We start from the raw sequence: 12,346 nt of genomic DNA on the forward strand, positions 1-12,346 counted from the left end.
GAGATAATGTGCCCTCAACGTGTGTTCGTGCAGGTGCTTCGATAAACTGGACTCCATGACTGAGTCTTTAGTAGTAAATGTTGCCTGGCCATACGCCAATGGCCCGCGCCATATCGGTCACGTGGCTGGTTTTGGCGTTCCCTCTGACGTATTCGCCCGGTTCCAGCGAATGCGTGGCCGCAACGTACTCATGGTCTCCGGCACGGATGAGCACGGCACCCCGTTGCTGGTCCAGGCCGATAAGGAAGGCGTATCCGTCCGCGAACTCGCGGACCGCTATAACCGCCAGATTGTCAACGATCTGGCCAACCTCGGCTTGTCGTACGACCTTTTTACCCGCACCACCACCCGCAACCACTACTCGGTGGTGCAGGAGCTGTTCAAGGGGCTCAATGAGAACGGCTACATGCTGAAAGAGACCACCAAGGGGGCAATTTCTCCATCCACCGGCCGCACGCTGCCGGACCGCTATATCGAGGGCACGTGCCCCATTTGCGGTGCGGATGGGGCCCGCGGTGACCAGTGCGATAACTGCGGTAACCAGCTGGACCCAGTAGACCTCATTGATCCGGTATCCAAGATCAACGGCGAAACGCCGCAGTTCGTGGAAACCGAGCACTTCCTATTAGATCTGCCATCGCTGAAGGACGAGCTGCAAAAGTGGCTTTCTACCCGCGAGGATTGGCGCCCGAACGTGCTAAAGTTCTCCCTCAACCTGCTGGAGGACATGCGCCCGCGCACCATGACCCGCGATATTGACTGGGGCATTCCCATTCCGGTGGAAGGCTGGCAGGACAATAACGCGAAGAAACTATACGTGTGGTTCGACGCCGTCGTGGGCTACCTGTCCGCCTCCATCGAGTGGGCGCACCGCACCGGCCAGCCGGAGGCGTGGAAGGAATTCTGGCAGGACCCAGAAACCCGTCATTACTACTTCCAGGGCAAGGACAATATCACCTTCCACTCGCAGATCTGGCCGGCGGAATTGCTGGGCTATGCCGGAAAGGGTGCCAAGGGCGGCGAGCTGCACCAGTACGGTGAGTTGGACCTGCCCACGGAAATCGTCTCCTCGGAATACTTAACGATGTCCGGCTCAAAGTTCTCCTCCTCCAAGGGCGTGGTGATCTACGTTAAAGACTTCCTAGCGGAGTTTGGCCCGGATCCGCTGCGCTACTTCATCGCCGTGGCTGGTCCCGAAAACAACGACGCGGACTTTACATGGGATGAATTCGTGCGCCGCGTCAATAATGAGTTGGCCAATGGCTGGGGCAACCTGGTCAACCGCACCGTGTCCATGGCGCACAAGAACTTTGGAGAGGTTCCGGTCCCGGCGGCCCTAGAGGAGCGCGACGAGGCCATTTTGCAGCTGGCGGAGGAGACCTTTACCACCGCCGGTAACCTGCTGGAGCAATCCAAGTTTAAGCAGGCCATCGTCTCCATCATGCACGTGGTGGGCGAGGCGAATGCGTATATCGCCTCCCAGGAGCCGTGGAAGTTGGCCAAGGATGAAACTCAACGCGAGCGCCTGGCCACCGTTTTGTGGACCGCTCTGCAGGTCGTGTCTGACTGCAACGTCATGCTCACCCCGTTCCTGCCGTTTACCGCGCAGAAGGTGCACGAGACCTTGGGCCGCACCGGCGAATGGGCCGCGCAGCCTGAGGTGCGCGAGGTCAAGGACGATATCCCGGTTGAGCTCGTGGGCGCGGGGCTTCCCCCAGAAAACCACGAATATCCTGTCATTATGGGTGACTACACCCAGCAGCAGGCCAAGTGGGAGCGCATCCAGGTGGCACCAGGTACTACCTTGGCAAAACCGAAGCCGCTGATTTCCAAGCTGGATCCAGAGCTCGGCGAAACCGGCCCGGAATGGGCGCCGGTGATGAACTAGCGCGGTAACGTCCCGCTAGATACACACAGCGCGGTGGCCAGTCCCAATGAAAAGGGAAGGCCACCGCGCTTTTGCTATGCCTTAAAGGTTCTGCCTAGTGCTGGAAATCGCGCTGCAGGTGAACCAGGCCTAGGCGCACGCCGTCCTTGGTGTGGATATTGGGCATGCGGCCAGTTTCTGTGAACCCAAATTTCTTGTGCAGCGCAATGGAACCGGCATTGGTATCCACGATGTAGGTAATCATGGTTTCGATATAGGGATCGTCGGCGGCAATGTCCATGAGGGCATCGAGAAGCTCAGAGCCTACGCCCTTGCCCTGGGCGACGGGGGAGATGTATACGGAATCTTCGACGGTGCCGTAATAGATGGCGGGCGTGACGAATTGAAAGTAGGCGGCCCAGCCGATGATTTCATCATCGTCTACGGCAACGAGCACGGGCGAGCCCGCCTTGGACATGTCCTTCAGCCAATCTTCGCGGTCAGAGACCTCTTCTTGCCAGGTAATGAGGTTATTCGCCGGTTTAGCGGCGGAGGCAGCATTGTAGATGGCGGAAATGGAGGGGGCATCGGCAAGCTCGGCGGGGCGAATATGCATCAAAAGTCCTTTACACCAGAAGTTCTAAGTGGGTGAGGCTAAGCCAGTGATCGAATTTGTAGGTTACCTCTTTGAGAGTTCCCACGTTTTCAAACCCGAACTTTTCATGCAACTTTAATGATGCCGTATTAGTAGACACGATCAAGGCGAGCAGCGAATGCACCTTGTCATCCGCCCGGGCGCGGTCTACCAGCTCACCCATAAGGGCGGTGCCCACGCCTTGGCCCTGGGCATTGGGGGAAAGGTAAATCGTGGTTTCATAGCAGCCCTGCCAGATACGGGGATCGCGGTAGGGGTGGTAGAGCGCCCAGCCCAAGTATTCGCCAGCATCGGTTTCGGCAACGAGGAAGGGACAGTCCATGTCCTGGATGTGGCGCAGGTGTTCTTCGCGCTCAGCCACGGTGACTGGGGTGGAGTTAAAGATGACGTCGGTATGCTCGATGGCCCAGTTGAGGGTATCGGTTATGGCGGGGACATCGCTCAGGTCCGCTGGTCTGATCAACATAGCTGCCAATATTACAATTGCGGGTATGTCTAAAAAGAAGCCACGTCCTACTCCCATTCCGGCCCCAGGGCTCAGCGGGCTCAGTGATGCGCATACCCACCTTTTCTCGCATAAAGATACCGATGCGGTGCTGGTCAATCGCGCCCGCGCAGCCGGGGTATCCCGCCTGGTAACGGTAGGCGATGACCGCCGCGAATCCGAAGCGGCTCTTGCCACCGCGCGCGCATTTCCCAATGTCTACGCTGCCTGCGCCATCCATCCAGTGCGGGCAAATGAGTTAGATACACCCACCAAGGCCGCTTTGGAGGACATGGTGGCGGATCCGCAGTGCGTGGCGGTGGGGGAGACCGGCATGGACGCCTACTGGGTTCACCACGAACCGGAGACCACCGCGAGCTTGATCCAGCAAGAAGAATCCCTGCGCTGGCATATCGATCTGGCGGTGCGCACCGGCAAGACGCTTATGATCCATAACCGCGAGGCGGATGAGGATTTGCTGCGCATTCTTGCCGATGCCCCCGCGCCCGCCACCGTCATGCTCCACTGCTTCTCCTCGCCGCTGCGGGTAGCAGAAGAAGCACTCGAGCGAGGCTACGTGTTGTCCTTTGCTGGCAATGTCACCTTCAAGCGCAATGCGGAACTGCGCCAGGCGGCGGCGCTGGCCCCGGCGGGACAATTGCTGGTGGAAACCGATGCGCCGTTTATGACCCCAGAGCCGTTCCGCGGGCAGCGCAATGAGCCTTCCCTGATCGGACACACCTATGACTGCATTGCCCGGGCGCGCCACCAGACCACTCAGGCTTTGGCGGCGGAGGTCAACGAGACTTTTGATCGCGTGTATGGGATTAACACGGAAGATGAGTGAGGAGTGTCACAAAATTAAACCCGCTGGTCGCTGGTGGTATGGGTGCTTGATGTGACAACTGTTTTCGCCAGTTATAGCTGTGGCGCAACGTTTCTCGACTTTCCTTACTCGTTATCGTATTGTTATTGATTGTTCGTTGAGGCTTTATGTCTCTACCTTCCCACCGCGCTGCTCCACAGTCGGGGCAGTAGCGGGCACCGCCGCTGGTTTCCCTAGCCAGCGGTAACAATTCTGATACTGGATAGACAGCACTACCGGAGATTAACTACACATGGCACCTCACCACATTAAGCGCATTAATAATTCACGTTCCCTGCCGCTGCGCCTGGCAACGGGTGGCGTATTGAGCACCCTCGCTGTAGGCGGTGTCGTGGCGATTGCTGCGCAGAAAGACCTGGTCGTAGACGTCAACGGCGACAAGGTGGAGCTGGCTACCTTTGCCAAGGACGTGGACGGCGCCCTGCAGGCCGCCGGCGTTCAGGTGGGCGAAGAGGACATCGTCTCGCCCGCACCATCTGAGTCCGTGACCGATGGCGATGAGATCTCCGTGCGCACCGCCAAGCCAGTCGCCGTATCCATCGATGGTGAACAGCAGCAGCTTTCCACTACCGATCTCACCGTTTCTGATCTGCTCAATAACCTGCAGGGCGTAAACCCGGGAGCTGCCGTGAAGTCTGGCGAGGATGACGTGGACAAAGATACTCAGCTAAAAGATGGCATGGATCTAGAGGTCGTTTCCCCCAAGATCATCAAGATTAACGATGGCGGCAAGAATACCTACACCAAGATTGCCGCCAAGACCGTGGGCGATGTGCTCAAGGAGCGCGGTATCAAGCTCGGTGAGGATGACCGCGTCTTCCCAGCCAAGGAAGAAAAAGTCACCGAGGGCATGTCTATCAAGGTTGAGCGGATAGACATTCAGACCGAGAATGCCACCGAGGAATTCGACGCCGAGCCGCATTTCGTGGATGACCCTGAGCTGGAAGCCGGCGCCGAAGAGGTGCGCGAGCAGGGCGAAAAGGGCAAGCGCGAAATCACCCGCAAGGTGGTTATGAAGAACGGCAAGAAGGAATCCGAAGAGGTCATCAAGGATGAGGTCGTTGTAGGGCCAAAGCCCGCGACCATCGCCCGCGGTACCAAGCAGGCGGAGCCGGAGCCGCAAGGCGGTAACTCGGGCGCGGCTGCCCCCGCCGTGGCCGATGGCTCCGTCTGGGATTCCATCGCGCAGTGCGAATCCACCGGTAACTGGTCCATCAATACCGGCAACGGTTTCTCCGGTGGCCTGCAATTCACGCCGTCCACCTGGGCTGGCTTCGGCGGCACCGAATACGCGCCTGAGGCATGGCAGGCCACCCGCGAGCAGCAAATCGCCGTGGCACAAAAGGTACAAGCCTCCCAGGGCTGGGGCGCATGGCCGGCATGTACCTCTAAGTTGGGCCTGCGTTAAAAAGCATAAAGCACCCGCAGCACCGCGCATTCTGCACCGCACCCCGCGTCACCACGGCGCGGGGTGCGACTTTCTGCATTCTTCAACTAGGTTAGAGAGCATGACTGATTCCCCGGGCGCCGCGCTTTTAGGCCCAGTAGAAATCCGAGCTTTAGCGGAGAAACTGGATATCACGCCCACCAAGAAATTGGGGCAGAATTTCCTCCATGATCCCAATACCATTCGCCGCATCATCGCGGCCGCGGATCTGGATCCCGCAGACCGCGTCGTGGAGGTCGGCCCCGGATTGGGGTCGCTGACCCTAGGGCTGGTGGAGATCGTTGAAGATCTCACCGCGGTGGAGATCGATCCGCGCTTGGCTGCGCAGCTGCCGGTAACGGTGGGCGAGCGCGCCGCGGACTACGCCGAGCGCCTGCGTGTGGTGGAAAAGGACGCGCTGCGCGTGACCAGCGAGGATGTAGCGGCTCCTACGGCGCTGGTGGCCAACCTGCCCTATAACGTGGCGGTGCCAGTGCTCTTGCACTTTTTGGAGACGTTTCCTTCCATCCGCCGCGTGCTCGTCATGGTGCAGCTGGAGGTGGCGCAGCGCCTCGCCGCGGAGCCCGGCAGCAAGATCTACGGCGTGCCTTCCGTGAAGGCCGGATTTTATGGCACGGTGAGCCAAGCTGGGACCATCGGCAAGAATGTCTTTTGGCCCGCGCCCAATATTGCCTCCGGCTTGGTGCGCATCGATGTCTTCGATACCCCGCCTTGGCCGGTCGACGATGCCGCGCGCGCTGCGGTATGGCCGCTTGTCGATGCCGCCTTTGCCCAACGCCGCAAGACCCTCCGCGCCGCACTATCGGGCCACTATGGTTCCGGCGCGGCCGCCGAAGAGGCACTGCGCGCGGCCGGAATCGACCCGAAGCAGCGCGGGGAGAAGCTCGCTGTTGCAGACTTTGTACGATTGGCGGGACTACAGTGAGCGCACCACACGGAAGCGAGCCGATAACCTATACCGCGCATGCGCATGCCAAGGTCAACGTGCACCTTGGCGTGGCGGAGCCGCGGGAGGATGGCTTTCACGAGCTGGTCACGGTCTTTCAGTCCCTGAGCCTGCACGATACGGTAACGCTGACTGACTTAGGCAACGCCGAAGTGGATAAGCCCCGCGTGCAGTACCTCAAGGTATCCGGTCCGCACGCGGCGGGCGTGCCCGAGGATGACACGAACCTGGCTTGGACCTCGGTGGACCGCATCATGCAGCATCTGTATGTCACCCGCGGTGGCATCAAGATTCCGGAGGTGGGCCTTGAGATTCACAAGGCCATTCCCACCGCCGGCGGCATGGCGGGTGGCTCTGCGGATGCCGCGGCGGCGCTGCGGCTTGCCGAGCGCTGCTACGGCCGTTATTACGGGATTGATTCGGTAGGAGATCACATTCTGGATGCCTTGGGCGCCGCCCTTGGCTCCGACGTACCGTTTACCCTGCTGGGCGGCACGGCGCTTGGTACCGGGCGCGGGGAGCAGCTGACCTCCATGATGACCAGGGGCACCTATCACTGGGCGCTGATCGCTTCTGACCGTGGGCTGTCGACGCCAAGCGTGTTCCGCAAGCTCGATGAATTGCGCGATGCGGGGCGGGTCACCGCGCCAGCGCTTGATACGACGGAGATTTCCCAAGCGCTAATTTCCGGCGATGCCCAGCGCGTGGCGGCGCACCTGCACAATGATCTGCAACCCGCCGCGCTATCCCTGCGCCCAGATCTCCGTAAGACCTTGGAGGCGGGCATGGACGCGGGCGCGCTCAACGGCATCGTCTCCGGCAGCGGTCCCACCTGCGCGTTCTTATGCGCTACCCGCAAAGACGCGGAGGAAGTTGCAGCACAGGTAAGCATAGAAATACCGGGCACCAAGGGCGTTGTTGCCCAGGGCCCGGCTGCGGGTGCAGAAGTGCTCTAGCTTGGGGCGAGTGGGGGCATCGCCAAGCACGAGCACTAGAGCGCTGGATATTTAGAGCACGGCCATTTCGGTGGGCTCAAAGTCCAGCTCGTAGCGGTCGGTTTCCTTACCGCGCAAGAGGTCGATGACGACGAGCTCCTTCTTCTGCGCGTCCGTGATGTAGGCATAGCCATTGGCGGCCTTCAGGATTGGGCCCGGCTGCTGCCACTCCTCGTTTTCCTTCCACTTGGAAATCGCGTCGATCTGCTTGGTGATTTCGCCGGAGTCTGGGTCGATGACATTGAGCTTGCCATCGGTGGTGAGCACTAGGGCCTCGCCCATCGGGCCGCGTGCCAGGGAGCGGAACCAGTAGGAGCCGTCCAAGTCCACCTTCTTGGCGGAGTAGTCCTCGGTATTGATCAGCGTCACGGAGGTGGGGTGCTCGGACTCGGCGTCCTTGTCGGTCTTATTATCGGCCAGGATGACGTTCGATTCCTCAGAACCCGCGGCGTTTCCGGAGCGCTGGTAGCCATCGGCACCGGCATAGCCGGAGACGTCTACCTTGTGGAACTTGGATCCGTCAAAGACTACGGGGCCGTCTTCGCAGCCAAAGAAGAGCTTTCCATTTCCAGCGGCTGCTTCGCCGCGGACGCCGGGGCACTTGGTGGTCTCATCCAAGACCTTGCCGTCCTTGTCCAGGTGCTGGATGGTGTGGCGCTCGTCCTCGGTGCCCTTGGTGATGACCACGGAGCCATCCTCAAGCGGGACGGCCACGCCGTGGTGCCCCTTGCCCGTCTTGACGGTGTTAACGGGCTTGGCGTCCTTGGATCCGATGTCCTCGGTCTTATAAATCTTGGCTACGCCATCCCCATCAGAAAATAGGGCGGTAAAACCATCGTGGTGGACCACGTGGCCAGCGTGGGGCGCCTTAATCTTGTCATCGCCTAGCTCTGGATCTGCGGTGTAGTAGTGATTGTGGTCGCCGTGAGCCATGGTGATGCGGCCGGTGTCGTAGGTGAGGAAGTTATCGCCCTTGGTCACCATGACGTGGCGGTCATCGCCGGCGTCATTGAGGCGGAGGAAGGCATTCATCTCCTCTTTATCGAGGACGTCTCCGGATTTGGCATCGTAGGTGGTCAGGCCATCGGCGTGGGAGAAGACGATGCGCGTGGGAAGCTGGGCTACCTCGGTCTGTCCTTCTTCGGCTTCCATGCCGTCGTGGGAGTGGCCCTCGTGATCATGATCGTGGTCATGTTCGTGTTCGTGTTCGTGGCTTTCCGCGGTGGTGGCTTCGTTGGTGTTTTGGGCGTCGGTGTCTTCTTCAGGCGCCGAGCAGGAAGCGATGGTGAGAGCTGAGGCAGAGAGGATAGTGCAGAGGGTAAGTGTGTGCTTCTTCATACACACGCAGAGTATTGCAAGTGAAATTCGGTAGCAACATGTTTGGGGATGCGGGGGTGACGGTAGGGAGGTATTAAGATGAGTTCCTGTTATGGCAAACCTGATTAACCTCGAGCAAGTCACCAAGTCCTATGGCTTAAAAACTCTCCTTGATGGGGTATCCCTCGGCGTACAAACCGGGGATCGCATCGGCATCGTGGGCGTTAACGGCGGCGGCAAGACCACCCTGCTGGAAGTGCTCACCGGCATCGAGCCGCCGGATTCCGGCCGCGTATCCCACACTTCGGAGCTGCGCATGGCTGTGGTGACGCAGCGATTTGATCTGCCCGAAGAGCTCACCATCGCTCAGGCGATCATTGAACCCCTCGAGCTCGAGACCTATGAATGGGCTTCCAATGCCAAGGTGCGCGACGTGCTCGGCGGCCTTGGCATCGTGGACCTGGGGCTGGATACTCCCGTGGGCTCCCTGTCCGGCGGCGAGCGCCGCCGCGTCAACCTTGCCGCCGCGCTGGTGCAGGATTTAGACCTCGTGGTGCTCGATGAGCCCACGAACCACCTTGACGTGGAAGGCGTGCAGTGGCTGGCGGATCACCTGCTCAAGCGCAACCTCGCCGTCATCGTAGTCACCCACGATCGTTGGTTCCTCGATACCATCGCCACTTGGACGTGGGAGGTTCACGACGGCACCGTCGATGCGTACGAGGGCGGGTACAACGACTGGACCTTCGCCCGCGCCGAGCGCGCCCGCCAGGCCGATGCGATGGAGCAGCGCCGCAAAAACCTGGCCCGCAAGGAATTGGCGTGGCTGCGCCGCGGGGCACCGGCGCGTACCTCGAAACCGCGCTACCGGATTGAAGCCGCGGAAGCGCTTATTTCTAATGTCCCCGAGCCGCGCAACAAGGTTGAGCTCATGTCCTTTTCCAAGCAGCGCCAGGGCCGCGTGGTCATCGAGCTAGAAGATGCCACGATTAAGTCCCCGGATGGCCGCACCTTGGTCGATCACCTCACCTGGCGCCTGGCTCCGGGCGAGCGCATCGGTCTCGTCGGTGTGAATGGGTCTGGAAAGACCACGCTGCTGCGAACGCTCGCCGGCGAATACGAGCTCGCAGCCGGAAAGCGCATCGAGGGCCAAACTGTGCGCTTGGGTTGGCTGCGCCAGGAACTCGATGACTTGGATCCGCAACGCCGGCTTCTCGATGCCGTCGAGGACGTTGCCACCTACGTGCAGCTAGGCAAGAAGGAACTCAGCGCCTCCCAGCTGGCCGAGCGCCTTGGCTTTTCAGCCAAGCGCCAGCGCACCCCGGTCGGTGACCTCTCCGGTGGCGAGCGCCGCCGCCTCCAGCTCACCCGCGTGCTCATGGCAGAACCCAATGTTTTGCTGCTAGACGAGCCCACCAACGACCTGGACATCGATACGCTCCAGGAATTGGAATCTCTACTCGATTCTTGGCCGGGTACCCTGGTGGTCATTTCGCACGATCGCTACCTCATCGAGCGGATTGCGGATAATACGTACGCGCTCTTTGGCGATGGCAACCTGACGAACCTTCCCGGCGGCATCGACGAGTATCTGCGCAAACGCGAAGAAATCGAGGCTGGCAAGAACACTGGGGTTATAAACCTGGGAGAAAAGAAGTCGGAGGCGCCGGCATCGAAGCCGGAGAAAAAGCTTTCTTCCCAGCAAGAGCGCGAAATCACCAAGAAGATGAATGCCCTCGAGCGGAAGATGCAGAAGCTGGAAAAAACTGCTACGCAGATCAATGAGAAATTGGCTGCGGCGGCAGAAGAAGTTGATACCGAAGCGATGACTCGCCTCGATACGGAATTAAAGGACAACCGCAGCGCCTATGAGGATTTGGAGATGGAATGGCTGGAGTTAGGGGAGAAGCTCGAGCAGTAGAAGCGCGCATCGCCGATATTGTCCGCCACCTCGATCCGTGGGGCATTATCGGCGCCGCCGTTCTGTCTACCTTGGGCCTTACTCCTTCCATTTTGCCGCGCGATTGGCCCTATCAAGGCCTGGTCTCAGGCCTTGCCGCCGGGCTTGGCTACGTGGTGGGCATCGGCGTGAAGCTGGTGTGGTACCGCTTCGTGGTCAGCAAATGGGAGGATAAGTATCCCTGGCTTGCTGCCTCCGCATGGGAACCAAAGCGCTACCGGCTACTCGCGCGCATCGCCACAGGCGCGTTCATCGCGTGGATGGTCGGTTTCGTCATTATCGCCGTCCGGTGGCAGCACCAGCTCGCACGCGTATATTCCGCACCCGCGCCGTCCATGTCGAGCTACCTGCTGGTGGTGCCTTTGGCCTTGGCGGTATTTACCGCCTTTCTGCTCATTCTGCGCTCCATTATCTTTCTGGTGCGCTGGTTAGCGCGCCGCTTCCCGCAGCGATTCCGCTCCACATACCGCCGCCTTGGGGCAGTGCTCATCGTTGCGGTCATTGTTATCTACACCGTTGAAAACATCATTCCCGGCGCCATCGTGGGCTTGGGCGATAGGGTATTTACCGCCCAGAACGCAGACCCCGATCCGGACGCTCAGCGCCCCACGCTCAGCGAGCGCTCCGGATCGCCTACTTCCGATGTCGACTGGAACGGCGTGGGCCTGCAAGGCTCCCGGTTCCTTAGCTCCGGCGCGCATAAGGCCGAGCTAGAGCAGGTGACAGGAAAACCCGCCAAAGAACCCATCCGCGCCTACGCCGGCTTGGGCAACCGCGACTCCAATGAAGGGCGGGCGCAGTTGCTTATCGATGAACTCGAGCGCACCCACGCCCAAGACCGCAAGGCCCTCTTGTTGACCATGACCACCGGCACCGGCTGGGTATCGTCCTATTCCGCGCAAGCTTTTGAGTTGCTCTATGGCGGGGATACCGCCATTGCCGCGGCGCAGTATTCCGCCATGCCGTCCGTTTTCCACTTCCTTGGCGGAGGCGGCCAAGTAGAGCGCGCCGGGGAAGAGTTCATCAACCCCATCGTGGACTGGTGGAATTCGCTGCCAGAAGATGATCGGCCCAAGCTCTACCTCTACGGCGAGTCTTTAGGTACAACCGGCATCGAGGCCGCCTTTTCTGGCGTGCGCGATATCGCCAATTCCGTCGATGGCATCTTATTAACAGGCCCGCCGCACTTTAACCGGTTGCGCTCGCAGTTTGTGGAGCGCCGCGATCCCGGGTCCACGGAAATCTCGCCGGTCTACGCTGGCGGGCTCGTGGTCCGCTTTGCCAACGAGGTGGACCAAGTCCGCCGCTGGGGACGCGTTCCGGAAGAGGAGTGGGGTAGGACCCGCATGCTGTATATTCAGCATCCTTCCGATCCTGTGAGCTGGTGGTCGCCCGAATTGGCCTTCAAAGAGCCGGATTGGATGAAAGAAGATACCCCCTATTCCCGTGAACGAGTGATGCAGTGGATGCCCATTATTACCTACCTGCAAGTTGCCGCGGATCTACCCGGAGCCAAGGATGTTCCCGATGGTGTGGGCCATAATTACGGAAACTCTGTCCTCGATGGCTTCGCGGCCATCGCCGGGCCCGACGTTGCCCGGTCCATTGATTCGGAAGAGCTGCAGCGGCAATTCGATGAACTCGATGTAGGTATTTATTAGTCTTCTTGGGACTTCTTAACTCCGCGAGGTAACCTAGAGCACACAGAGCGCCGTTTGTATAACAAAGCCATATCGAAGTGGGGCGGAACCGGCGATATGCTTTCGCCCTCTGAAAAGTTATGACAAGC

At 60.0% G+C, this 12,346-nt stretch carries 10 protein-coding genes; 7 read left to right on the forward strand and 3 right to left on the reverse strand.

The features are described from left to right. Window positions 1-55: 55 nt before the first annotated feature. Window positions 56-1,888: a methionine--tRNA ligase gene (metG, locus tag HMPREF1257_RS04380; RefSeq protein WP_023026004.1), complete on the forward strand. Its 1,833-nt coding sequence runs from the start codon at window positions 56-58 to the stop codon at window positions 1,886-1,888. 94 nt (window positions 1,889-1,982) lie between these two features. Here metG and HMPREF1257_RS04385 read toward each other — a convergent pair whose 3' ends face one another. Further along, window positions 1,983-2,483 (reverse strand): GNAT family N-acetyltransferase, encoded by a 501-nt coding sequence (locus HMPREF1257_RS04385; RefSeq protein ID WP_023026007.1) that lies wholly within the window; start codon window positions 2,481-2,483, stop codon window positions 1,983-1,985. Between the two features lie 10 nt (window positions 2,484-2,493). Then, the gene (locus HMPREF1257_RS04390; RefSeq protein ID WP_023026009.1) at window positions 2,494-2,988 is read right to left on the reverse strand and encodes a GNAT family N-acetyltransferase; all 495 of its coding nucleotides are present in this window, start codon (window positions 2,986-2,988) and stop codon (window positions 2,494-2,496) included. 25 nt (window positions 2,989-3,013) lie between these two features. On the opposite strand from HMPREF1257_RS04390, the gene HMPREF1257_RS04395 reads away from it, so the two are divergent. The 4 genes from HMPREF1257_RS04395 to HMPREF1257_RS04410 all read left to right on the forward strand — a co-directional run bounded on the left by HMPREF1257_RS04395 (window position 3,014) and on the right by HMPREF1257_RS04410 (window position 7,241). Then, window positions 3,014-3,853: a TatD family hydrolase gene (locus HMPREF1257_RS04395; RefSeq protein WP_023026011.1), complete on the forward strand. Its 840-nt coding sequence runs from the start codon at window positions 3,014-3,016 to the stop codon at window positions 3,851-3,853. Between the two features lie 271 nt (window positions 3,854-4,124). After that, window positions 4,125-5,300 carry a resuscitation-promoting factor gene (locus HMPREF1257_RS04400; protein ID WP_023026014.1) on the forward strand — a complete coding sequence of 392 codons (1,176 nt, stop codon included), beginning with the start codon at window positions 4,125-4,127 and terminating at the stop codon, window positions 5,298-5,300. A gap of 100 nt (window positions 5,301-5,400) precedes the next feature. After that, on the forward strand, window positions 5,401-6,264 hold the full coding sequence (gene rsmA / locus HMPREF1257_RS04405; RefSeq protein ID WP_023026016.1) for a 16S rRNA (adenine(1518)-N(6)/adenine(1519)-N(6))-dimethyltransferase RsmA: 864 nt from the start codon (window positions 5,401-5,403) through the stop codon (window positions 6,262-6,264). Continuing rightward, complete coding sequence (locus HMPREF1257_RS04410; protein WP_023026018.1) at window positions 6,261-7,241, forward strand: 4-(cytidine 5'-diphospho)-2-C-methyl-D-erythritol kinase; 981 nt, start codon at window positions 6,261-6,263, stop codon at window positions 7,239-7,241. The genes rsmA and HMPREF1257_RS04410 overlap by 4 nt, the downstream gene beginning before the upstream one ends. Before the next feature lie 51 nt (window positions 7,242-7,292). Here the strand turns inward: HMPREF1257_RS04410 and HMPREF1257_RS04415 are convergent, their stop codons facing one another. Continuing rightward, the gene (locus HMPREF1257_RS04415; protein ID WP_023026020.1) at window positions 7,293-8,618 is read right to left on the reverse strand and encodes a hypothetical protein; all 1,326 of its coding nucleotides are present in this window, start codon (window positions 8,616-8,618) and stop codon (window positions 7,293-7,295) included. 91 nt (window positions 8,619-8,709) lie between these two features. On the opposite strand from HMPREF1257_RS04415, the gene HMPREF1257_RS04420 reads away from it, so the two are divergent. Together HMPREF1257_RS04420 and HMPREF1257_RS04425 are read left to right on the forward strand one after the other, a co-directional pair. Further along, the gene (locus tag HMPREF1257_RS04420; RefSeq protein WP_023026022.1) at window positions 8,710-10,518 is read left to right on the forward strand and encodes an ABC-F family ATP-binding cassette domain-containing protein; all 1,809 of its coding nucleotides are present in this window, start codon (window positions 8,710-8,712) and stop codon (window positions 10,516-10,518) included. Next, window positions 10,485-12,218, forward strand: coding sequence for an alpha/beta-hydrolase family protein (locus tag HMPREF1257_RS04425; protein ID WP_023026024.1), 1,734 nt, complete (start codon window positions 10,485-10,487; stop codon window positions 12,216-12,218). The genes HMPREF1257_RS04420 and HMPREF1257_RS04425 overlap by 34 nt, the downstream gene beginning before the upstream one ends. Window positions 12,219-12,346 lie beyond the last annotated feature (128 nt).

This window comes from Corynebacterium sp. KPL1814 (genome assembly GCF_000478175.1).
GTDB lineage: Bacteria > Actinomycetota > Actinomycetes > Mycobacteriales > Mycobacteriaceae > Corynebacterium.

Bases quoted from the DNA above. Each gene is read 5' to 3' on its own strand.
- metG (WP_023026004.1), top strand. From the start codon at position 56: ATGACTGAGTCTTTAGTAGTAAATGTTGCCTGGCCATACGCCAATGGC.
- HMPREF1257_RS04385 (WP_023026007.1), bottom strand. From the start codon at position 2,483: ATGCATATTCGCCCCGCCGAGCTTGCCGATGCCCCCTCCATTTCCGCC.
- HMPREF1257_RS04390 (WP_023026009.1), bottom strand. From the start codon at position 2,988: ATGTTGATCAGACCAGCGGACCTGAGCGATGTCCCCGCCATAACCGAT.
- HMPREF1257_RS04395 (WP_023026011.1), top strand. From the start codon at position 3,014: ATGTCTAAAAAGAAGCCACGTCCTACTCCCATTCCGGCCCCAGGGCTC.
- HMPREF1257_RS04400 (WP_023026014.1), top strand. From the start codon at position 4,125: ATGGCACCTCACCACATTAAGCGCATTAATAATTCACGTTCCCTGCCG.
- rsmA (WP_023026016.1), top strand. From the start codon at position 5,401: ATGACTGATTCCCCGGGCGCCGCGCTTTTAGGCCCAGTAGAAATCCGA.
- HMPREF1257_RS04415 (WP_023026020.1), bottom strand. From the start codon at position 8,618: ATGAAGAAGCACACACTTACCCTCTGCACTATCCTCTCTGCCTCAGCT.
- HMPREF1257_RS04420 (WP_023026022.1), top strand. From the start codon at position 8,710: ATGGCAAACCTGATTAACCTCGAGCAAGTCACCAAGTCCTATGGCTTA.
- HMPREF1257_RS04425 (WP_023026024.1), top strand. From the start codon at position 10,485: ATGGCTGGAGTTAGGGGAGAAGCTCGAGCAGTAGAAGCGCGCATCGCC.